The organism is Natrinema sp. LN54 (assembly GCF_052439245.1).
Lineage (GTDB): Archaea > Halobacteriota > Halobacteria > Halobacteriales > Natrialbaceae > Natrinema > Natrinema versiforme_A.
This window is the reverse complement of sequence record NZ_JBQVRP010000002.1, coordinates 294,395-316,242: the sequence shown is the minus strand read 5'-3', so window position 1 is coordinate 316,242 and position 21,848 is coordinate 294,395. Positions and strand designations below refer to the sequence as shown.

The window sequence follows — 21,848 nt, the reverse complement described above, 5'->3', positions numbered from 1 at the left end:
CGGACGGCTCCGGTCCGATGCTCGAGCGAGTTCCATCGAGCGCGACAGAAGTGTTGAGTAGGGGCCCCTACACCGGTCCAGTCGCGCTGATGGAATAATACGATACCGTCGAATCGGTTTGATATCGAAATGAGAGTTTCGGTCTTCTTGAATCGGGATTATATGTTGACACGATCGGTTCTCGAGTCGCGTCGATAGGCGACGGGGCACGACCCACATTTTCGAAATCGGCTGGAGAGGGATAGGCTGTCGCCCGTCAACCGATTCGACCTCAAACAGTGAGGCTCGAGGAAAGCGAAGACTCTCCGACGCGAATCCCCCGCCGGAACGGGTCTGTAGCCTTAAGTGACCCCCTCGCCATGTGCCAGTATGAACGTTGCAATTCTCGCTCACGAGAAGTTCCCGGATCGGGCGAAGACCGCGCTCGGCGTCCTCCGATATGCCGACCACGATGTCGTCGCCGTCCTCGATCGGGAGACCGCCGGGCAGCGCGTGACCGATTTCGTCCCCGACGTACAGGACGCACCGATCGTCGCCGGAATGGACGACCTCGAGCCCGACGCTGTCGACACCCTCCTGATCGGGATCTCCCCGATCGGCGGCGAGTTCGACGAGAGCTGGCGCGACGACGTCCGGACGGCGCTCGAGGACGGGTGTGACGTGATCTCGGGACTGCACTACTTCCTCGCCGAAGACGAGGAATTCGCGCGGTTGGCGGCCGAACACGGCTGTGAGATCCGCGACGTACGGAACCCGCCGGCCGACCTCTCGGTGGCCGACGGCGTCGCCGGCGAGGTCGACGCCGAGGTGATCCTCACCGTCGGGACGGACTGCTCGGTCGGCAAGATGACGACGACGATGGAACTGGCTCGCGACGCCCGCGCGGCCGGCCACGACGCCGCCGTGATCCCGACCGGCCAGACCGGGATCATGATCGAGGGGTGGGGCAACCCGATCGACCGCGTCGTCAGCGACTTCACCGCGGGCGCGGTCGAGGAGATGATCCTCGAGAAGGGCGACCAGCACGATTATCTGTTCGTCGAGGGACAGGGCAGCATCGTCCACCCGGCGTACTCGCCGGTCACGCTGGGCATCCTCCACGGCTCGATGGCGGACGAATTGGTGCTCTGCCACGAGGCCGGGCGCGAGGCAATCCACGGCTACGAGTCGTTCTCGCTGCCGTCGATTCCGACCTACGTCGACCTCTACGAGAGCATCGCCGCACCGGTCGCGGAGAGTCAGATCGTCGCCGGCGCGATAAACACCGCCGGTCTCGCGGACGACGCGGCGGCCCGTGATGCCGTCGAGGAGTACGCCGACACCCTCGGCGCGCCCGCGACCGACGTGATCCGCTTCGATACCGACGACGTGCTCGAGGCGTTGCTCTAGCATGGCCCTCGAGACCTCGTTCGAGCGGCGCTCGCTGCCGCTCGAGTACCCGTTCGGGATCGCTCGCGGGACGACGACCGAGACCGAGGCCGTCTTCGTCCGGATCGAAGATGGCGACGGAACGACCGGGATCGGTGCCGCCACGCCGTCGGCCCACTACGGCGAGACCGCCGCGACCGTCGAGGCGGTCCTCCCGGACCTGCTTTCGGTCGTCGAATCCGTCGGCGATCCCCACCAACTCGAGCGGATCGAGCGCCGCATGCGCGAGGCGGTCCGGCGGAATCCGGCCGCCCGGACCGCGGTGAGCATCGCTCTGCACGACCTCGTCGCGAAGCGACTCGCGGTCCCGCTCTATCGCTACTGGGGGCTCGATCCCGCGGAGACCCTCGAGACCTCGTACACGATCGGGCTCGACGACCTCGAGACGATGCGGGAGAAGACTGAGACGGCCGTCGATCGGGGCTACGGCACGCTGAAGGTCAAACTCGGCACCGATCGGGATCTCGAGATCGTCCGGACGATCCGCTCCGTCGCCCCCGACGTCCGGCTGTTCGTCGACGCGAACGAGGCGTGGACGCCCCGCGAGGCGGTCGCGAAGATCGACCGGCTCGCCGAGTACGACCTCGCGTTCGTCGAACAGCCCGTCCCCGCCGAGAACCCCGAGGGGCTGCGGTTCGTCTCCGAGCGCTCGAGCCTGCCGATCGCCGCCGACGAGTCCTGCGTGACGCTCGCGGATATCCCGCGGATCGCGGACCGCTGTGACATCGCGAACCTGAAACTGATGAAATGCGGCGGGCTGCGGGAGGCCAGACGGATGATCAGCGCCGCCCGCGCCCACGGGCTCGAGGTGATGTGTGGCTGCATGACCGAGTCGAACGCCTCGATCGCGGCGGCCTGTCACCTCGCGCCGCTGCTCGACTACGCCGACCTCGACGGCTCGCTGCTGCTGGCCGACGACCCCGCCGACGGCGTTCCGATGCCCGACGGCCGGATCGACCTCGCCGGCCTCGAGCGCCCGGGAACGGGTGCCGTCCTCGAGGCCGCGTTCGACTGACCGGCGAGTCGCGGACGGCGGGTCGCGTTCTCCCAGTGGCGACTGTCAGTCCGACCGGCAACAGGGTTTCATAGCCGTCGTCGGTGTGGAAGTGCTGGTATGCACGACAGTGACGACGGTCTGAACGTATCTCGACGAGCGCTGTTGCAGGCGTCGGCCGGAACGGTCGGGCTCTCGGCCGTCGGCAGCGTCCGCGCCGACGGAGCCGACGGCGGGACCGAGGCCGAGGTCGCCCGGCAGTTCGATCGGGACTGTCCGGACGCGACCATCGAACCCGGGATGGCCCACTGCGAGGGGACGACCGCGGAGGGCTGTACGGACGACCATCCGGCGACAACCGAACTTCGGTCGGCGGTCGCCGACTCCCTCGAGACCCAGTTTCCGGACGCGAACGCGCTGATCGACGCGGGGTACAAACCCTACTTCGACACCCTCGAGAGCGGCGACGACAGCTGGTCCCATTGGCTCAGCCCGGAATTCATCGGCGACGACGAGATACTGACCCCCGAGCGGCCGGAATCGGTCCTCGTCGACAACGACTCGTGGCGGTCGATCGGCGTCATGTTCATCGCGACGCGGGACGGGGAGCCGGTCGAACCGCCGGCGGTATACGGCGAGGACGAGGCGGCGGCCGAGGAGCGATGTTCGCCGTGGCACGCCCACACCGGCCTCCCCGGGCGGTTCGCGTGGTGGTTCTACCAGCAGACCTACGAGCAAGACTATCGGGAGGGCGACCTCGAGTTCCCCTGTCGGACGCCGTGTATGCTCCACATCTGGACCGTCGACCACCCCGAGAGCGTCTACGCACACGACGCGCCGCCGGCGGAGTATCGTGACCTGCCGCCCGCCGACGACCCCGATTTCGATACCAACGCGGTCCCCGGTGAGGACGAACTCGGCTGGGACGTGCTGCCGGACGACATCGTCCCTGATCAGACACCTGGGGAGTTCACCGTGCCCGATCCGTTCGGTATCGGTTTCTGAAGAAACTGCCGACGGACGCGACGGGAAGGAATTGCACCCTCGGCACACCCGTGGCACGGGCGTGTGTTACGCTACACCACCGTCGCACTGACCGCATCCTGACTATCGGATGCATATGAAAAAGTTATATTCCGAATACCGGGACGTAAGCGCCGCCATAGCGGGTCGTTACCGCTCGAGCCAGTCCCCGATCGCGGCCGCGATCCGAGCGGCCGCCTCGCCGGGCCCGCACCGGTCGGTATCGATCTCGCGGTCGGCGTCGGGCGCGTCGAACTCCCGATAGACCACGTGGACTCCCTGCTCCTCGATCGAGTCCGCACGCGTTCGATTGCGCTCGAGGCAGGTCTCGAGGCTCGCGGTCACGTGGACGAACCGAACGTCGTCGAACGCCCGAAATCGCCGCTGCCACTTCCGGCGATAGAACGTGCCGTCGACCAGCGTGACTCCCGCTTCGGGCGCGTCCATGACTCGCTCGGCCAGTTGCTCGTAGGTCCGACTCGAGAAGGAATCGGAGTGAAACGACCGGACCGGAACGGCTCGGGCCTCGAGTCGGTCGCGAACGCGGGCCGTGACGGTGGACTTGCCGGCACCCGGCGGCCCGCAGATGACGACGATCACGGCCGACGGTAGCGGCCGGGGCCATACCAATGGCGCGGATCGCGAATCGGCAGTCGAGGTCGGTCCGGACGGCTCAGAGCACCGCGGACTCCGACCCCGTCGGTCTCGAGGGGAGTTCCGCGAGACACTGTCGACAGTAGGTGTAGAAACCGTCGTTTTCGGTCCGGCAGACGCGGCATTTCTGCGTGGTCGTCGTGTCGGATACCGTCGACATGGCCGTCGGTTCGGGCCGAGAGCCAAAAGCCGCGGGGCTCACGTCTGCAAGCATCCGCGACGCTCGACCCGAGACGGCGCGCTCACTCCCAGTCGATCTCCTCGCCGCGACTCGACTCTCGGAGGATGAACGGGCCGATCGCCAGCGTCCGCTTGGCCATCGTCGCGACCCGCAGGATGAACGCGATCAACAGCAGGAACGGCGCGACGGCGATCGTCGCCGCCGCCACGACGATCCAGACGAGGAGATCGACGCCGATGAACACGCCCGACACGGCGTTCGCGTCGAAGAAGAGCAGCATCGACATCGTGACCACCAACGCCGGGACGGCGACGTACATCATCGCCCGCGAGAGGTTGATCAGTTCCCACTGGAAGTACAGCGTCTTGAAGTGCTCCCGGGCGAGGCCGAACAGCTTCAGCGACTCGAGCAGGTCGTCGTAGGCCTCGTGGGCCTCGTCGGTAAAGGAGTCGGCGTGGACGTTCCGAATCCGTCGGGCGCGGAAAATCTTCCACGAGTAGTTGTAGTCAAGCGCCGCCTTGAGGACCGCGTACGTGCCGAACTGGGCGTCCTCGAGGCCGTCGCGGATCGAGTCGGCGTGGGTCGTGACGTTGTCGACGAAGTCGTCGACGCGGTCTTTGAGCTCCTCGTCCTGACTCTCGGAGACGGCCTCGCGGAAGTCGTGTGCCCGGTCTTCGGAGGCGGCGACGACCGCCTGCAGGAACGAGGACGGTTCCGGCGGGCTGATCGGCGCGTCGATCGACCCCTCGACGTTCCGCCGGAAGTCGAGCGCACCCTCGAGGCGCGTGCGCTGATCCTCGACGGCCCCGAGTTCCTGGGACAGCACCAGCGAGTTGATGGTGACCACGAGCGTGACCCCGGTGATCAGCGCGGTCGTCAGTGCCTGAAAGAGCGTCCCGATCGGATCCTGACTCCCCACGAGCGCCCTGAACGAGACGGGACTGAAGCGGGCGACGGCGAGGAGACCGACGAAGACGAACAGCATGAGCCCGGCGGTGACGACCCACCGGTTCGCGTTCAACAGCAGGTGGTGTTTCCACGTCGGGTCCGTGCTGCGCTCGGCCATCGTGTCGCTGGGCTGGGACCCGTCGCCGCTCATCGTTCGATCCGGACGATACCAGACGGCCCCGGAAATAGCTACGGCAAGCGCCGGCGGACCGAACGCGGCGGTGTCGGCGAAGTTACCCGAGGTCCTCGTCGCGCTCGGACTCCCGCAGGATGAACGGTCCCATCGCGAGGGTCCGCTTCGCGACCGTCGCGATCCGGAGGATGTAGACGATGAAGACGACGAAGGGCGAGATACCGATGACGAACCCCGCGCTGGTCAGCCAGACGAGATTGTCGACGGTCAGCGTCGTCCCGGGGAGCGTACCCGCGTCGACGTACATCATCAGTAGTCCCATCACCACCAGCGCGGGCACCGAAATGTACAACAGCGCCCGCGAGAGGTTGATCAACTCCCACTGGAAGTACAGCGTCTTGAAGTGCTCGCGAGCGGGGCCGAAGAACTTCAGCACCTCGATCATCTCGTCGATCTCGCTGTCGGCCTCGTCCGAGAGGTCGTCGCTGTGATCGGCGCGAATCTTGCGCGCGTCGTGGATCTTTCGGGAGTAGTTGAAGTTCAGGGCGTTCCAGATCACGTCGAACGTCCCGAACTGGGCGTCCTCGAGGTCGTCCTTGACGACCGCCGCGTTCTCGGTGATGTCGTCGACGTAGTCGGACACTTTCCCCTGGATTTCGTCGCCGTGATCGGCCGCCACCGTCGATTCGAACTCGTTGGCTTCCCGCTCGATACCGTCGACGAGTTCGTAGAGGAACGCCGCGGGTTCGGGGGGCGTCACGTCCTCCTCGTCGAGGACGGCCTCGATATCGCCGCGAAACTCCATGGCGTCCTGCATCCGGTCGCGCTGGTCGCCGACCGCCCCCAGTTCCTGGGACAGCACCAGCTGGTTGATCGTGACGACGATCGACGTCCCCGTGATGATCGCGCCGATGAACGCCGAGAAGATCCAGAAGGTGCCGTTGTGCTGGCCGATGATGAGACGGAGCGGTGTCAGCCCGAGTTTGCTGCAGGCGACCATCACGACGAAGACGACCGCCAACGCGACCGCCGCGAAGAGCCAGCGTCCCATCCGAAGCAACACCCACAACCGCAGCCCACCGACGCCGGCCCGCTGACCGAGGACGCCGCTCGAGTCCGAATCGCTCATTGACTGTGGAAAGGGGAACAACGGCGCGGGATAAAATACTCGCCCGGGAGTGAGCAACCCCGCGGGTAGTCGACGGCGCCCGCTCGCGATCGAAACCCACCGCATCAAGCGTCGTGCGAACGACGAAAACACTTGTCAGCCCGGCCGTGGTACGACCGGCGCACATGAGCGAGTCCGGTCGGAGCGCGAGCGACGAGACCTCGAACACGATGGTCGACCGCGTCCGCGGCGGTCGCTCGGCGCTGTGGTTTCTCGTGGAAGGCAACCGCGTCCTCGTCGCCGGCGCGATGCTCGCCGTTTCGTTCGCCCTGTTGATCGTGCTCGGGACGTTCGGTCCCGGTTCCATCTCGAAGCTGTTCGATCCCGCGCCGATCGCCTCGGTGTTCACCCCGACTATCATCGGGATCATCATGGGCGTCACTCTCGTGTTGACGTTCAACCAGTTCGTCCTCGCCGAGGAACTCGGGCCCGTCGCCGACCAGCGCGAGCGAATGGCGGGCGCGATGGCGTTTCGCCGGGACACCGAAGACGCCGTCGACCGCACCACCAGCCCGCCCGAGCCCTCCGCGTTCCTCCGCGGCCTCGTCGAGGCGACCGGGGCCCGAGCCGACGACCTCGTCGCCGCGCTCGAGTCCCATCCCGACCTCGACGACGCAGTCCGTCGGGACGTCCGCGAGTACGCCGAGGGGATCGCGGCCGACGCCGATCGGGTCGCCGATAATCTCGAGGGCGCGCAGTTCGGCCGGTTCGAGGTCGTCAAGGCCGCCCTGGAGTACAACTACTCCTGGAAGATCTACACCGGCAACCGGGTGCGCAACCGACACGAGGACGTACTGCCGGACGCCGTCGACGAGGAACTCGAGGGGTTACTCGAGGTGCTGGGCTTTTTCGGCCCCGCTCGGGAGCACTTCAAGACGCTGTACTTCCGCTGGGAGATCATCACCCTCTCGCGATCGCTGGCGACGCTCGCCCTGCCGGCGCTGTCGGTGTCGGCGTACATGATTCTCGTCTTCGAGGTCGGCGACGTGGCCGGGACGACCGCGGGGATCGACCACGGACTGCTGTTCGTCGGGTTCGCCTTCGCCCTCGGCGTGACGCCGTTCGCGATCTTCCTGTCGTACATCCTCCGGGTCGTCACCGTCGCCAAGTGGACGCTGGCGATCGGTCCCTTCATCCTCCGGGAGACCGACCGCGGGGCCGACGTGGACTGGGAGTGATCACCGGTCCTCGCCGGCGGTCACGTCGAACGGTCCTTCATCGGGGTCCTTCTGCGGGATGAACGGACCGACCGACGCGGTCCGGCGGGTAACGGTCGCGGTCCGGAGGATATAGGAGACCAGCAGCGCCAGCGGCGAGAGAACGATGACGATCAGGACGGAGACGACGTAGGGCAGCGCGGCGACGCTGACGCTCGGGCCGGTGAAGTCGGCGTACAGGAGGCCGACGAGGATCGCCGACAGGATCGACGGGACGCCGCAGTAGATCGTCAGCTGCGAGAACCGGGTCAGTTCCCGTTGCAGGTAGGTCGTCTTGAACTGCTCGCGGGCCACGCTGAACAGTTTCAGGGAGCCGATCAGTTCGTCGAGTTGCTCTTTCGCGACCGGCGACAGCGACTCGTCGTAGTCGTTGCGGAGATGGGTCGCGACGTACAGCTGCCAGGCCTCGTCGTAGTTGATCGCCGCCGAAACGGCCGAGAAGGTGCCGAACTCGGACTGCTCGAGCGTGTCGTCGACCCGGTCGGCCCGCTCCTTGACGCTGTTGGTGTACCGGACGACCGTCTCCCGGACCTCGTCGTCGTGATCGGCGACCATGTCGGCGAGTTCGGCGGCGTCGCCTCGGATCGCTTCGATGATCAGCTCGAGGACCCTCGTGGGCGCGGCCGGCGTGGCGGGAACGGCGGCCTCCTCGGCGACGTCCTCACGGAACGAGACGACCCCCTCGAACCGGTCGCGGGCCTTCCCCGCCGCGCCGAACTCCTGGGAGAGGATCAGCTGGTTGACCGAGACCACGAGCGTCACCAGCGAGAACGTCCCCGCGATCATGCCGCTGGCGACGCGGGTGACGGAGTTCTGGTTGACGAAGTTGATCACGCCGAGTTCGTACAGGCCGACGATAAGCGCGAAGATGACGGCCGAGAGCAACGCCGCGACGGCCAACCGGTTCCCCTGAATCAGCACCCACTCGTGGAACCGCGTCAGCGGTCCCCCCGGCCCGCCCACGTCGGCCCCGAAGGACTCGAGCGTCTCGTCGGTCTCGGAGGACATGGAGACACGTTCAATCGACCCGACAATAAGGGCCTGCGTTGCACACACCGCCGATCGCCGTCCCACCGCCGCGGCCGCCCTCGAGACGGCGGTTCGGGCCGCGGCGAGACACCGAGCGGTCCGAGCGCTGTCGCTTCAGGGCTTACACTGAAATGCGTCGGCGGTGTCCCCGAAGACATGGTCGGTACCGGAATCGATTCGCAGACGAGAGGCAGGTCGCGATGACGCGCTCGGACGCGACGAGCCGACGGCGACTGCTCGCATCGCTCGGCGTCGGGATGGCGACCGCGGCCGCCGGCTGTACCGGCAGCAACGGACTCGGCGGCGAGCCGAACTACGAGAGCGGCAATATGGGCCAGATAAACGCCAGCAACGCCTCGAGCAGGAACGCCACGGAGATGTCCACGGCCTCGTCGCTGGCCCAACAACAGCCGACCAACTCGGTGACGCCACTCGATCCCCTCGAGTTGGTCGAACACGAGTTCGTCGTCGAGGACGGCTACCTCGGCTCGACGGTCCAGGGGGTCGTGACCAACACGGGAGCCGACCGGATCCAGATCGTCGAGGTCCGGACCCGGATCTACAACGACGCCGGCAACCTCCTCGGCCGGTATCTCGCCAGCACCGGCGACCTCGACGGGAACTCGACGTGGGAGTTTCAGGTCGTCGTCCTCGAGGCACCCTCTGACGTCGCTGACTACGAGATCACCGTGCTCGGAACGCCGTCGTGAGTCCGCGCCCGTCTGCTGCCGCGCTCGACGCGACCGCCGTCCGCCGCGGCGAGGTCAGTCGCCGGCCCCGTTCAGAAGTTCGTCGTCGACGCCGTCGTAGACCCTGCCGGCGGTCACGGCGAGCGTATAGGCGGGCCGTCCCTTCCCCGTCGGCGACGTCTCGGTCGGCTCGACCTCGTCGACGAGCCCCTCGTCCTCGAGCCGGTAGAGCGATCGAATGACGTCCGCTTCGGTGATCGTGCCGACGACCTCCGTGTCGACCTCGGAAAGCTGTCGCCGGCAGTGCCGTCGGAGGTCGTGGGTCTGGACCGGCGTCTCGTCCTCGCGGGCGAGTTCGGTGACGCCGAGCAAGACGACCTGATTGGTCAACGAGATGGATTCGAACGGTGACTCGTCGCTCATAGTGCAGAGTAGTCGTGAACGATCGTAACCGTTTCTCCGCCTCACAGCACGGGAGACGGGTACACGCCGACTGACTGGGAGCAGCAGGGAGAGACAGCTCAGCCCAGATCGGCAGTAAACACGTCCACGCAATCAACACGGACACAAAAAACGTGTCTCCGCCGCGACCCCGTCGGCAGCCGCTCTCTAGGCGTTCTCTTCGTCCTGGAGCTCCGCGAGTTCGGCCTCGACGTCCTCCTGATCGTCGCCCTCGAGTTCCGTGAGTTCCTCCTCATCGACCTCGCTCGCGGCGTCCGCCCCGGCCTCGGATTCCGTCTCCGTCTCGGCCCCGCCGACATCGGACTTGAGCGTCTCGAGTTCGGCCTCGACGCCGCTGTCGGTCTCTAACTGCTCGAGTTCGCGGTCGATGTTGTCCTTATCCGAAAGAACGTCGTCGAACGCGCCCGACTCGTGGAGTTCGTCCATCGCGGCGGCGCGAGCCTCCATGTCCTCGGTCTGTTCCTCGGCGCGCTCGATGGCGCGGCCGACATCCTCGAACTCCTCGCCGGTGGCCGTCATGGCCTCCGAAACCGTGGAACTGGCTTTGGCGGCCTCGTGGCGGGCCTTCATCGTCTCCTTCTTGGTGCGGAACTCCTCGATGCGGCTTTGGAGTTCGTTCTTCTGTTCGATCAGCCGATCCTGCTGGCCCTGCAGGTCCGAGATCTGGCGCTCGAGGTCCTCGATCTGGTTCATCTTCGTCTTCTTCTTCTCGAGGGCGCGTCGCGCCAGATCCTCGCGGCCCTGCTGAACCGCGGTTCGGGCCTGATCGTTGTGTTTCTCGACGTTGTCCTCGAGGCGGCGTTTCTGCATCTCGAGGCGCTTTTTCTGCGTCGTGAGGTCGGCGATGCCGCGTTTGACCTGCTGGAGCTGGTCCCGCATCTGCTCGTAGGAGTAGTCCAGCGTCTCGGTCGGATCCTCGGCCCGGTTGAGCACCGAGTTGAGCTTCGACCGGATGACGTAGGAAGTCCGAGAGAGGATGCCCATACTCGCAACGTATTGCTCCCCGGCCTTAAAAATGTCACCTCAGAAATATCCACTGTGAGACGACGTTCTGTGGAGTCCCCCGGCCGGCGTCGGCCGAGCCGCGACTAGCGCTCGAGGGCGACGGGGATTGATTACCACCGCTTCGTAACAGGGCCCCATGAGCGATGTCCTGATCCCCGGGAGCCGCGACGTTCGCGGGACGCTCGAGGAACCGGCCGGCGAGACCGAGGCGATCGTCGTCGCGTGTCCGCCCCATCCCCAGCAGGGCGGCTCGCGAAGCGATCCCCGCCTCGTCGCGGTCTCGAAAGCACTTTGCGAGGCAGGTATCGCCTGCCTCCGCTTCGATTACGGCCCGTGGGACGAGGGTGACGGCGAGCGAGCGGACGTTCGCAACGCCGTTCGATGGGCCCGCGACGAGGACGACCTCCCCGTCGGCGTCTTCGGCTACAGTTTCGGCGCGTCGCTGGCCCTGCTCGCGGCTGCCGACGTCGATCCCGCTCCCGACGCCGTCGCCGTTCTCGCCCCCGCAGCGCGGCTCGCGGACGACCTCGACGCGGCCGCGGCGCTCGGGCCTCTCTCGAGTGAGACGCCCGTCCGCGTTCTCTACGGGGAACGGGACACGACCGTCGACTGGGAGCCGGTGGTCGAACGCGCTCGCGAGCGCGGCGACGAGGTCACCGCGCTGCCGGCAGACCACTTCTTCCTCGGGAAACGCGAGGCCATCGCCGAGGCGGCCGCGGGGTTCTTCGAGGGCGAACTGCTCGAGTCGGGGTCACAGTAGCTCGAGACGGCCGAACAACTCGAAGCGGAACGGAGGGTCGCTGCGAATCGATCGACAACGGGGGCGCGCTGCGCGCCGGGCGTTCGATATTCTTGCAGCGCCGTTATTTCCGCGGCGGCGCTAGGGTCGAGTATGCTGAACCGGTCTCTCGAGGAATCCCATCGGACCGCTCACAGCGACCGATGACCGACGACACGGATGCCCAGTCGACCGTCCGCGCCGAATCGTGGACGGAGCTACAGGACCTGGTCACCGCGGAGATGTGGATGCCCGACATCTCCCGGCACCGCTCGCCGTACGTCTTCCGGGGAGTCCCTCACGTCGATCACACCCTCGAGACATCGATCAACCGCTTCGTCGGCGAGTCCGGAAAGTGGAACCTCGAGCCGCTCTTGCTCCGGAATTTCGCCCAGTACGCGGCCGACGAGATCGACGAGTCGCAGTCGATCTGGCACCTGCTCTCGATCGCCCAACACTACGGGCTGCCGACGCGGCTGCTCGACTGGTCGTTCTCGCCGCTCGTCGCGGCCTACTTCGCGACGCGAACCGGTGACACCGACCACGACGGAGCGATCTGGGCCGTCGACTACCGGCAGCTACACGCCGACCTGCCCGACTCCTACCAGTCGGTCCTCGAGATGACGGAGACCCACATGCTCGACACGCATCTCCTCTCGAACGTGACGCTGGACGACGAACCGCGCGAGTCCGGCCCCGACGACGCCGGATCCGGCCTGACTCGAACCCTCGACGACGTCACCCGCATCGACGAACTCTGGCAGGAGTTGTGGGCACCCGACGAGGGCTCCGAAGAGGAGTACGTCATGTTCTTCCGACCGCCGGCGATCGACGACCGCATCGCCAACCAGTCGGCCGTCTTCTCGTTCCAGTCCGATCCGCGGCTGCTCCTCGATCAGTGGCTCGCGGACCACCCCGATTGCTACCGGAAGATCGTCATCCCGGGCGAGCGCAAACTCGAGTTCCGCGATAAACTGGATCAGATGAACGTCAATCACCGGACGCTGTTCCCCGACCTCGAGGGGCTGGCGACGTGGTTGAAGCAGTACTATCAGCCCCAGTCCGGGGAGTGACGGGCGGTTTCGATCGACTCCCCCGAACGACGTCCCCGTCGATGCCGTCTGTCGACAGTACGACCGTTCTCCCGACCGCAACCGAGACGATACGTTCCGCTTTCCGACTGATCGCCGACTGCATTCTCGGTACGACTACTCTATTCGGTTATTTCCAATAGTTGCAACAGTTTTACAGTCCGTATTACTACCGTATTCTCCTCCGAACGACCGGTCGCGATGAAACGACGTTCGAACGCAGTCGTAACCGCGACAGTCGCAGCGATTCTCGCACTGAGCATGATCGGCGTCGGGGCCGCAGCACCCGGCCACGGTCCGTCCGTGACCGATACGACGGTCACTGAGACCGTGGCTTCAGGGCCAGAGACCGTCACGCAATCGGAGAGCGTGACGACGGTAAGTACGGATACCGAGATTGACACCGAGAGCGTCGATACGGGCGCGTCCGGAGACGACGCCCTCGAGTCGGTGCCGACCGATCTCCGGTCGGGTCCGGACGCGGACCTGCCCGGTTCGACGTTCCTCGAGGACCTGTTCGACGACCTCGGAGAGAGCGGCGATTCCGTCAGTGACAGTGACGATTCCGACGGTGACGAGTCTGCCGACGATACCGGCGCGGACGACGATACTGGAACGGACGACGCGGAGACGCCTGACGAAACGACCGAAACCGGTGATGGCGAATCCGACGAGAGCGCCGACGGCGAAACGACCGATGATAACCTCGACAGGAGTCAGGTCGAACGAGACGTTCACGAAGCGGTAAACGAGGAACGGACGGCCCGCGGCCTCGAGCCGCTCTCGTTCGACACCGAACTCCGCGACATCGCTCGCGGCCACAGCGAGGACATGGCCGAGCGCGGCTACTTCTCGCACGTCGACCCCGAGGGGAACGATTTCGCCGACAGGTACGACGCGGCGGGCTACGAGTGCAGCGCGAACGGGTACACCGGGGGTGAGAACATCGCCCAGACGTGGTACGACACGCGAGTCGCGACGGGCGACGGCGAGATCGTCCGGTACGAGAACGAGCGCGAACTCGCCGACGGAATCGTCACCCAGTGGATGAACTCGCCGGACCACCGCGAAAACATCCTCGCGTCCCAGTGGGAGAACGAGGGTATCGGCGTCTCCGTCACTGACGACGGCCGGGTGTACGTCACGCAGAACTTCTGTTGAGTACCGCCGGCGGGCGCGACTTCCCGTCAGCCGGTCCGTTTTTTCAGTCCCGGCCGTGCCGGGTGAGACACTTCGGCAGCCCGATCAGTTCGACCGGCTCCGAGTTATCGGGCGAGTAGACCACCATCTGGCCCTTCTCCATGTAGGGGACCTTGGACTCGAGGTTGCTCGGGATGTTCACGCTCTTGATCGCGTCCTCATCGCCGAGGTTGAGCACGACGGTGGTGTTGATCTGCTTGAAGACGGCGTCGTGGATGTCCTGTGGGTCCTGCGTGATCAGGAAGAGGCCGAGACGCTCTTTCCGGCCCTGTTTGGCGGCTTCGGTGAACTTGTTGATGACCTTCCCCGCCTGCACGGAGTCGGCGTCGGTCAGGAAGTTGTGGGCCTCGTCCATCCCGAGGACGAGCGGGGTCTCCTTGATCCGGTCGTAGGCCGGGTCGTTCGAGAGTTTCTGGTCGATGACGAGCGAGGAGACCGCGAGGACGATGGCCTCGGTCGCCCGGCTATCGTTGATGTGGTAGGTCGGGACCACGGTCAGCCCGCCGGGGCGGACGAACTCGTGGACGAGGTCGGTGATCGGGCGCGCGTCCTGATCGAAGACGTGGCCGAAGCCGAGCACGCGCCGCCGGACCGCGTCGAACGTCGCCTCGTGGACCCGCCCGGATTCGTCGAGTTCCTCGCGCAACGCGGGGTCGTCGAGGAACGTCGTGAACTCCTCGTAGGTGCCGCCGTCGCCGTACTGCTTGCGGAACCGCGGCAGGAGCACGCTGACCAGCGCGCCGTACTGGTTGTCGTTCAGCCCGCTACCCGCGACCAGCCACGGGTTGTCGTAGACCATCGAGAACGGGATCGTGAACTCGACCTGCTCCGCCCGGTGGTGGCCCGCGGCGTACGACGCCGATCCCACTTTCGGAACGAACGCGGTCGTGTCCTCGTGACCGCCGTAGGCGATCCCCTCGCGCTCGAGGCGGCGCGCGAACTCGTCGTCCAGATCAGGGTTGTCGTCGTGCATCTGGGAATACTCGTCTTGGGGGTCGAACTGGATGACGGCGGGGCGGACCTCGCGGCCGTCGTCCATCGGATACGTCCGCTCCTCGTCGAGGTATTGCCGCAGGATGTTCTTCGCGCCGTGGGTCTTCCCCGACCCCGTCCCGCCGGCGATCAGGGAGTGGCGGAAGACGAGCGGATCGCCCGCGTCGTAGTCGTCTTTCAGCCGGTAATCGATCGTCGGCGGGGTGGCCGCCGTCCGCACCTTCTCGCCGCCGACCGAGAGGTGGCCGAGGAAGACGCCGTCTTCCGGCATCTTCAACCCGGTCTTGATCTCCTCGGTGTCGTCGGCCTGCCGGATCACCGTCTGGGGTTTCGGCACGCGGTCGGTCATCCGCCGTTTCAGTTCGCCGTCGTCTCGCGGGCTCTGCCCGCTCGAGTCGTCCGCGGAGCGTGGCTCCGCGCTGTCCTCATAGAGAATAGCAACCGGCTCGAGTTCGGCGACGAACTTGTAATCGGACTCGTCGATCTCGTCGGTCCGCATCGCCCGCCGCGCGTGGATCTCCGTCGCGTCGTCGGCGTGGTACTGCTGGGCGTACTCGAGTCCCGTAATGCGACAAAAGAGCGTCTCGCCGTCGGGGTAGGGCGCGAGCAGGTAGCTCCCGATGCGGATCGAGGAGCGGTTGCCGCGGGTGACGTAGGCCCGGAGCGCGGTGTCGTCCCCGTCTTCGGCGACGCGCAGGCCCTGCGAGACGCAGATCGTCCCGATACCGACGTCATCGCCGCTGGGCTCGACGGGCGTCGGTTCGAACTCGTCGTTTTGCTCACTCGTCGTCGAACTCGCGCTCGCCGCCTGTTCGGTGGCCGAAGACGACGGCGACGAGCCCGCTGTGTCGGCGTCAGCGCCGTCTCCGGTATCGGCGTCGGCGTCGAATTCGCCGAAGTCTCCCAGATCGGTCATATCACCTCAATCCGGCCCGTTCCTCAAACACGTTTCCCTCCACCTGTCGGGACTGTTTATTAGCGGCGGCCATCACGACCGGCCGAAAGGCGGTAGACCGCGAGCGCGACGGCCACGAGCGCGATCTCGAGCGTAAATCCGGAGACCGGCTCGCCACCGTCGGTTTCGGCCGCGTCGTCCCCGCTCGAGGCCGTGGACTCGCGGTCGATCTCGTCAGGATCGGGGTGGTCGAACGTCTCGAGCGACTCGTCGCCGCCGTCGATCGCGACCGTCACGGGCTCGTCGACGACGGCGGACGGGTAGTCGCCGGTGAGTTCGATGTCGCTCTCGTCGAACGAGATCGGCGTCGTCCCGGCCGGTGCGTCCTCGGCGACGCGGACGGTCAGTGTCGCGATCGTTCCCGTTCCGGTCGTTCCGCCGGCGGCGGGCTCGCGGCGCTGCTCGAGGATCGTCGTTCCCCGCTCGCGAGCGTCGGTTTCCGTCGCGCGGATTTCGGTCCCGTCGCCCTCGAGCCACGGCCCGCGCTCGATATCGGTGATCTCGAGGTAGTCGGGGTGATACTGGGCGATCAGTGCCACGGCGGCGACGCCCTCGCCGCCGTGACCGCCCTGACTCCGGAGGGAGACATCGATCTCGATCGTCTCGCCGGGCGCGGCCTCGACCTGTGTCTGCTCGGGCGAGAGGATCGCGACCTGATCGATCGCGGCGGCCGGTCCCGCGACGATCGGGATCGTCAGCGAGAGGGCGAGGACGACGGCGAGCAGGCAGGCGACGACGCGGTCGCTATCGGGTCCTATGCCGTCGGTCCGACGGTCGCCGTCACGCGCGGCGTCAGTTCGCGACACGTCTGCCCGTAGGGACGGGAACGAACTTACCGTTTGGCGATCCGGGTGAAAAGACGAAACCGATGCGGACGCGGGCGATCGGACGAATCAGTGGGTCGGACAAACGAAACTCGGTCGAACGGGCGGTCGGCCGGACCCGAGGTGGCGACTACTGGACGATCGAGACGACCTGCTCGTATCGCGTGACCCGCTGGGACTCGGCGTCGTAGCTGACGACGCCGAGGTCCGCCATCGCGGGCAGGTGGGAGTGGTGGAGCGCGATCTTCGCACGCTCGGTGTCGTCGAAGGGGCCGCCGTCGCGGGCGCTGAGCTCGGCGGCGAGGCGCTCGAGCGAGACCGGACTGTCGCCCGCTTCGAGCAGCGAGAGGAGACGCATCCGAACCGGATCGACGAGCGTCTCGAGCAGGGTCTCGGCGTTCTCGCTGTCACAGAGGTCGAGGAGGACGGAGAGATCCGCGGGGTGTACCGGCGGTTCGTCGACGAGCGCGACGCCGTCGTCGTCCCAGTCGACGATGTCGTACTCCTCGAGTCGCGGGAGGTGGTTGTGGACGAGAGTGATCCGAACTTCGTGACGCGCCCGTCCGTTCGAGGCGGTCGTCGACATCCGGTCGATCAGTTCCGTCGTTAGCTCCGACAGCGAGAGTCGCGTCTGCCGACAGCCGAGGACTTCGAGCAGCCGAAGTCGGCGCGGATGGCGCAGGATCTCGTAACACTCTGTCGGAACGGTCGCGAGTGGGTCGGGCATGTCGCCGCCGAGGTGAGCGTCCGAACTCATTACTCATTCCAACCCCTGCAATGGGGATAAGGTCGTTTCCAAAACGATTTGGGCCGAAAATTCTGTCATTACTCCCGTAACCTCATCGTAACCCAGTGAAGTCCCCGATGTCGGTGTATAGCGGTGATTCCGTCCGGAAATACGTCTATCAGGAGCCGTGACTGCCCTCTCGTCTCGAGTGATCACGTGTACTGATCGTCAGCACTGCCGTCTCGTACTCCGGGATTACTACCGCTGTAATCACCGTTCGATGGTGATTCGGCTTCCCCATCACCGCTAATCGGCCGGTCGGGCGGGCGGCGAGCCGTCCGCGTGCCGAGATGAACGGAGCGGATTTCCGACCGCTCCCAGTCGGACCCGGTGAACCGTGCAGCCACCGCGTCGCACGGATCGACCGATGCCACGACGTTTTTGCGTCCGCGAACCCTACGAGAGCGTATGCTTATGGTACGCGGTCGCGCGGGCGGGACGGAGCTCACCGGGACGCTGTACGAACGGGGTGAACGAGCCCCCACGTTCCGCGGTGCACCCGACGAAGACGCCGCGTACGTCTGGGTCTGTGACGAGTTCTACGAAGTCGACAGCGGCGGCTCGACACAGCTCGTCGACGGCCGAGAGGTCAACCTCGCCTTCGAGTCGCCCATGCCGCGGGGCTTCGACACCCGCGAACAGGCCCTCGAGGGAGCCAAGGAACACGTCCGGACGCAGTTCGCCCGGATCGGCGTCGACCCGGACGATGTCGAACTCGAGGTCGAGAAAAACGACGGCTAGTACGGACACGGTACATGAGACCGCCGGTCTCGCACTCTGGAGATGGTTCGCGGAACCACTGGTTCCGTGCTCGCGCTCCCGTTCGCGCTCTCTTCCCGCGGATCGAGAATAGCAGCGACACCTCCTGTCTGGCTAATACGGCTGTTCGTCCCACCGGTGGTCGTCGTAGGTTCGGTCCTGGGCCGCGTCGAATCGCTCCTCGAGGGTCTCGCGGAGCGAGGCCTTCTCCGCGTTGCTGATCCGGGCGAGTTCGTCGGCTTTCTCGACGATCGTCGGCGGGCCGTGGGCGATGGCGACGTCCTGTAACAGCTGCATCGTCAGTCGCTCGCGCGTGTCCGGGTCCTTCGTGAACGCGTAGGGGGCCTCGATCCGATACAGCAGGTCGTCGCGCGGGTCGTAGATCACGAAGAACGTCACCTCGTAGGCCTCGCGCTCGAGGCGGCGGTCGACGCCGAGCGCGTCGCCCTCGGCCGACAGCGGTCGATCGACCCCGCCCCGCGACCGGAACCAGTTCGTGTAGGTCAGCGCCGACGTGTCCCGCTCCCAGCGGTCGCCGTCGACGTCGTCGACGTACTCGCCGCGCTCGAGCAGGCGGGTGAACAGCGCCGAGTCGTCGCTCCACGGCACGCTGACGTCGACCTCCCGCTTCGACTTCAGCGTCCGCGTGAGGACCCGCGTCGCGGGGTTTTTGACGAAGCCGACGAGGGGAACGTCCCGTTCGACGAACTCCTCGACCAGCCGGACGTAGTTCTCGAGGACCGTCGTGGGCCGGGGGTCGTCGAGCAGGAAGTCGGCGAGGTCGGGGTGCTGGTCGGCCCAGCGCAGCAGGCCCCGCGGGTACAGCGGCCCGTCGAGGACGAGCAGGTCCGAGACCGTGTCGGCGTGGTCGCGGGCGTGCGTGCTCTCGGCGAGGTACAGCGCCAGCGCGTGGACGACGCCCTCAGCGAAGCGCGGCAGCGGCGGAATCTTGACCGCGCGACTCCGGCTGTAGCCCTCGTCGAATTTCCCCCACGTCTCGTCGACCATCATCGTCTCGTCGTTCGAGTGGACCGTCATCACGGTCGTCCGCGACCGGTGGAGGTCGAGGTCGCTCGGAGTCGCGCTCATGGCCGCCTGCGCGATGTCGATGACCAGTCCGTTCTTGAACGTCGTCGGGTTGATCGTCCCCGCGTCGAGGCCGTGTTCGGTCGGGAACTCGCGGTCGCGCAACGCGACGGCCTCGCAGTCGACCACCCGGCGGGATCGCTCGTCGATCGGCTCGAGGATCGTCCGTCCGTCGTGAACCAGCGGGTCCAGAAACTCCTCCCAGACGGTCTCGGCGAAGGCGCGTCGGTCGCGCTCGTCGGTCCCGTGGTCGATCCGCCTCGCGAGCCGCGCGATACCGTCGAAGTGGACCGGATCGAGCGTCATGACAGGGGGCACCCACCCGACTCGCAAAAATCCAGTGGTCGTCGGCTCCGGACGTTAACTCGAGGCCGGGTAAAAAACTATCAGAAAACGTATATGTGGGCACGTCGAGGCTGGTACTATCTCGATGTCCGAGCGAGAACCGGCTGCCGTCACCCGCGACGATCGTGCGATCAACTGGCGACAGGACAGTTCCGGCGTCACCCTCTACGAGGACGGGAACCGCGACGCCTGGATCCGCGCCGACTTCGAGGCCGGCGTCGCACCGGAACACCGCCTGTTCATGATCTGTGACGAATGTGGTGCCGTGTTCGCACAGCGAGTCAAGCCCGGGAAGGGGACGACCTGTGGCGACTGCGGGACGACCTTCGAACACGACGGGGACGCGACTCGACCGTCGCACTGAGAGAATCGGAGTCGCTCGAGGATCTGTTCTGGCCCGCATCGACGGGGAGACGGCCGTGAAAGAGACGTTTCAGTATACACTAAACTTATGCCGGTCGATACGAGAGCCGAGAGCGAACACGGAAACGATGGCTCAGGCCCTTCCCAGCGAGGCGCGGAATCGAGCGGCGACCGCTCTGGATAGTCTCTCGAGAGCCGTCCACCGACGGTTCGAGATCGATCTGCGAGCGCTGGCCGCCTTCCGCATCGCGGCCGGGCTGTTGATCATCACCGATCTGGTTCTCCGGGCCCGCAACCTCAGGACCTTCTATACGGACGCCGGCGTCCTCCCGCTCGAGGCGCTGTTTTCGGACTACTCGTCCGTGTACTCCCTCCACGCGATCTCCGGCGAACCGTGGGTTCAGGCGGTCCTGTTCGCCGTCGCCGGTTGCTTCGGGCTCGCCCTGGTCGTCGGCTACCGAACTCGAGTCGCGACGGCCGTCTCGTGGTTCCTCCTGGTCTCGTTGCACATCCGGAACCCGATGGTGCTCAACAGCGGCGACGTGCTGTTGCGAATGCTGCTCTTCTGGGGCGTCTTCCTCCCGCTCGGGGAACGCTGGTCGATCGACGCGCGCCGGATCGATCGGGACCGGTCGACGGTGGCCTCCATCGGGACGATGGCCGTTCTATTGCAGGTGTTGCTGATGTACGCGACGAACGCCATCCACAAGACCAGAAGCGACGTGTGGATGAACGGCGACGCGCTCGTCGAGATCTTCCAGGCCGACCACCTCACGATCCTGCTCGGGAACGTCCTCGCCGACCAGTTCCTCCTCTTGGACATCGCCGCCTACGCCTGGATGGCGCTCATCCTCCTGTCGCCCCTACTCCTCGTCCTGACCGGCTACCGGCGGGCGATATTCGCGTCCTGTTTCGTCGGCATGCACCTCGGGATGCTGGTCATGCTCAGGATCGGCTTGTTTCCGCTCATCGCCGTCGCCGGACTGCTCCTGTTCTATCCGACGGTCATCTGGGACCGGCTGACCGCGCTGGCGACTCGAGCCGGCATCGCGCCCGACCTCCGCGACGGGCTGGCGCGGCTCCAACGGGGCGCGCCGCGACTCGCCGTTCCCTTGCTCCCGACGGCCCTGGAGACCGTGCCGTCGGCCGCCGCCATCACGAGCCGCGGTCGGGTCCTGTTCTCGACGGTCGTGCCGTGGCTCTTCCTCGCCCTCGTCATCCTCTCGAACGCCGAAGCGGTCGCCTACACCGACGTTCCGGACCCCGCCGAGGACGTCCTCGAGACGGCACAGGCCGAGCAGAGCTGGCGGATGTTCGCGCCAGAGCCGACTTCCGACGCGAAGTGGCTCGTGGTGCCGGGCGAACTCGAGAACGAGTCCGAGGCCGACGTCTTCCACGGCTCGGCCGTCAACTGGGACAGACCGCCGTCAGTCGACGAGACCTACGAGACGGCGCGGTGGCGAAAGTACGTCTCGAACATGCGATACGCCGGCAACGAGAACCACCAGTCGTACTTCGCCAACCACCTGTGTGGTCGCTGGAACGAGACCCACGAAACCGGCGTCGAACGGGTCACCGTCTACGGGCTGACCGACCGGGCCGCTCCGTACGACGACGAGCCGGACATTGCCGAGTACAAGCTGCTCGAGTACGACTGTTCGGGCGAGTTCATCCAGAACGAGTGATCCCAGCGGTGCGTCGATCCAACCGTTCGAGCCGCGCGGTCGGAATCGAAC

21 protein-coding genes are annotated in these 21,848 nt (G+C 66.2%); 11 read left to right on the top strand and 10 right to left on the bottom strand.

Features of this window, described 5'->3' with window-relative positions; all coding sequences use genetic code 11:
* Positions 1 to 369 precede the first annotated feature (369 nt).
* The 3 genes from ACT4ML_RS06720 (at position 370) to ACT4ML_RS06710 (ending at position 3,427) form a co-directional block, all read left to right on the top strand.
* On the top strand, positions 370 to 1,389 hold the full coding sequence (locus ACT4ML_RS06720; RefSeq protein ID WP_444720167.1) for a DUF1611 domain-containing protein: 1,020 nt from the start codon (positions 370 to 372) through the stop codon (positions 1,387 to 1,389).
* A 1-nt stretch (position 1,390) separates the two neighbouring features.
* The gene (locus tag ACT4ML_RS06715; RefSeq protein ID WP_444720166.1) at positions 1,391 to 2,443 is read left to right on the top strand and encodes a dipeptide epimerase; all 1,053 of its coding nucleotides are present in this window, start codon (positions 1,391 to 1,393) and stop codon (positions 2,441 to 2,443) included.
* A gap of 99 nt (positions 2,444 to 2,542) precedes the next feature.
* Positions 2,543 to 3,427 (top strand): hypothetical protein, encoded by an 885-nt coding sequence (locus ACT4ML_RS06710; protein WP_444720165.1) that lies wholly within the window; start codon positions 2,543 to 2,545, stop codon positions 3,425 to 3,427.
* Between the two features lie 168 nt (positions 3,428 to 3,595).
* Here the strand turns inward: ACT4ML_RS06710 and ACT4ML_RS06705 are convergent, their stop codons facing one another.
* The 3 genes from ACT4ML_RS06705 to ACT4ML_RS06695 form a co-directional block, all read right to left on the bottom strand.
* Entirely contained in the window at positions 3,596 to 4,045 is a 450-nt protein-coding gene (locus tag ACT4ML_RS06705; protein ID WP_444720164.1) for an AAA family ATPase, read from the bottom strand.
* 296 nt (positions 4,046 to 4,341) lie between these two features.
* Positions 4,342 to 5,379: a hypothetical protein gene (locus tag ACT4ML_RS06700; protein WP_444720163.1), complete on the bottom strand. Its 1,038-nt coding sequence runs from the start codon at positions 5,377 to 5,379 to the stop codon at positions 4,342 to 4,344.
* Positions 5,380 to 5,461: 82 nt separating this feature from the next.
* Entirely contained in the window at positions 5,462 to 6,490 is a 1,029-nt protein-coding gene (locus ACT4ML_RS06695; protein ID WP_444720162.1) for a hypothetical protein, read from the bottom strand.
* A gap of 164 nt (positions 6,491 to 6,654) precedes the next feature.
* Here ACT4ML_RS06695 and ACT4ML_RS06690 point away from each other — a divergent pair, with 164 nt between their 5' ends.
* On the top strand, positions 6,655 to 7,707 hold the full coding sequence (locus tag ACT4ML_RS06690; protein ID WP_444720161.1) for a hypothetical protein: 1,053 nt from the start codon (positions 6,655 to 6,657) through the stop codon (positions 7,705 to 7,707).
* Here ACT4ML_RS06690 and ACT4ML_RS06685 read toward each other — a convergent pair whose 3' ends face one another.
* Positions 7,708 to 8,754: a hypothetical protein gene (locus ACT4ML_RS06685; RefSeq protein ID WP_444720160.1), complete on the bottom strand. Its 1,047-nt coding sequence runs from the start codon at positions 8,752 to 8,754 to the stop codon at positions 7,708 to 7,710. It abuts the gene before it with no gap.
* A 221-nt stretch (positions 8,755 to 8,975) separates the two neighbouring features.
* Between ACT4ML_RS06685 and ACT4ML_RS06680 the strand changes: the two genes are divergently transcribed.
* Complete coding sequence (locus tag ACT4ML_RS06680) at positions 8,976 to 9,485, top strand: FxLYD domain-containing protein (protein ID WP_444720159.1); 510 nt, start codon at positions 8,976 to 8,978, stop codon at positions 9,483 to 9,485.
* A 54-nt stretch (positions 9,486 to 9,539) separates the two neighbouring features.
* Here the strand turns inward: ACT4ML_RS06680 and ACT4ML_RS06675 are convergent, their stop codons facing one another.
* Together ACT4ML_RS06675 and ACT4ML_RS06670 are read right to left on the bottom strand one after the other, a co-directional pair.
* The gene (locus ACT4ML_RS06675) at positions 9,540 to 9,887 is read right to left on the bottom strand and encodes a hypothetical protein (RefSeq protein ID WP_444720158.1); all 348 of its coding nucleotides are present in this window, start codon (positions 9,885 to 9,887) and stop codon (positions 9,540 to 9,542) included.
* A 186-nt stretch (positions 9,888 to 10,073) separates the two neighbouring features.
* Positions 10,074 to 10,910, bottom strand: coding sequence for a PspA/IM30 family protein (locus tag ACT4ML_RS06670; protein ID WP_138245968.1), 837 nt, complete (start codon positions 10,908 to 10,910; stop codon positions 10,074 to 10,076).
* A 157-nt stretch (positions 10,911 to 11,067) separates the two neighbouring features.
* Between ACT4ML_RS06670 and ACT4ML_RS06665 the strand changes: the two genes are divergently transcribed.
* The 3 genes from ACT4ML_RS06665 (at position 11,068) to ACT4ML_RS06655 (ending at position 13,961) form a co-directional block, all read left to right on the top strand.
* Positions 11,068 to 11,691, top strand: coding sequence for an alpha/beta hydrolase (locus tag ACT4ML_RS06665; protein WP_444720157.1), 624 nt, complete (start codon positions 11,068 to 11,070; stop codon positions 11,689 to 11,691).
* 182 nt (positions 11,692 to 11,873) lie between these two features.
* Entirely contained in the window at positions 11,874 to 12,782 is a 909-nt protein-coding gene (locus ACT4ML_RS06660; RefSeq protein WP_444720156.1) for an FRG domain-containing protein, read from the top strand.
* Positions 12,783 to 13,001: 219 nt separating this feature from the next.
* Entirely contained in the window at positions 13,002 to 13,961 is a 960-nt protein-coding gene (locus ACT4ML_RS06655) for a CAP domain-containing protein (protein WP_444720155.1), read from the top strand.
* 43 nt (positions 13,962 to 14,004) lie between these two features.
* On the opposite strand, the gene ACT4ML_RS06650 is transcribed toward ACT4ML_RS06655, so the two are convergent.
* The 3 genes from ACT4ML_RS06650 to ACT4ML_RS06640 all read right to left on the bottom strand — a co-directional run bounded on the left by ACT4ML_RS06650 (position 14,005) and on the right by ACT4ML_RS06640 (position 17,529).
* Positions 14,005 to 15,909, bottom strand: coding sequence for an ATP-binding protein (locus tag ACT4ML_RS06650; protein ID WP_444720154.1), 1,905 nt, complete (start codon positions 15,907 to 15,909; stop codon positions 14,005 to 14,007).
* A gap of 59 nt (positions 15,910 to 15,968) precedes the next feature.
* Positions 15,969 to 16,754 carry a cohesin domain-containing protein gene (locus ACT4ML_RS06645; protein WP_444720153.1) on the bottom strand — a complete coding sequence of 262 codons (786 nt, stop codon included), beginning with the start codon at positions 16,752 to 16,754 and terminating at the stop codon, positions 15,969 to 15,971.
* Between the two features lie 148 nt (positions 16,755 to 16,902).
* Positions 16,903 to 17,529, bottom strand: coding sequence for a DUF7344 domain-containing protein (locus ACT4ML_RS06640; protein ID WP_444720152.1), 627 nt, complete (start codon positions 17,527 to 17,529; stop codon positions 16,903 to 16,905).
* Positions 17,530 to 17,967: 438 nt separating this feature from the next.
* Here ACT4ML_RS06640 and ACT4ML_RS06635 point away from each other — a divergent pair, with 438 nt between their 5' ends.
* Complete coding sequence (locus ACT4ML_RS06635; protein WP_138245975.1) at positions 17,968 to 18,300, top strand: DUF7113 family protein; 333 nt, start codon at positions 17,968 to 17,970, stop codon at positions 18,298 to 18,300.
* Between the two features lie 132 nt (positions 18,301 to 18,432).
* Here ACT4ML_RS06635 and ACT4ML_RS06630 read toward each other — a convergent pair whose 3' ends face one another.
* Entirely contained in the window at positions 18,433 to 19,710 is a 1,278-nt protein-coding gene (locus ACT4ML_RS06630; RefSeq protein WP_444720151.1) for a DNA double-strand break repair nuclease NurA, read from the bottom strand.
* Between the two features lie 124 nt (positions 19,711 to 19,834).
* On the opposite strand from ACT4ML_RS06630, the gene ACT4ML_RS06625 reads away from it, so the two are divergent.
* On the top strand, positions 19,835 to 20,113 hold the full coding sequence (locus ACT4ML_RS06625) for a hypothetical protein (RefSeq protein ID WP_444720150.1): 279 nt from the start codon (positions 19,835 to 19,837) through the stop codon (positions 20,111 to 20,113).
* Between the two features lie 127 nt (positions 20,114 to 20,240).
* The gene (locus ACT4ML_RS06620) at positions 20,241 to 21,797 is read left to right on the top strand and encodes an HTTM domain-containing protein (RefSeq protein ID WP_444720149.1); all 1,557 of its coding nucleotides are present in this window, start codon (positions 20,241 to 20,243) and stop codon (positions 21,795 to 21,797) included.
* The last annotated feature ends 51 nt before the right edge of the window (positions 21,798 to 21,848 follow it).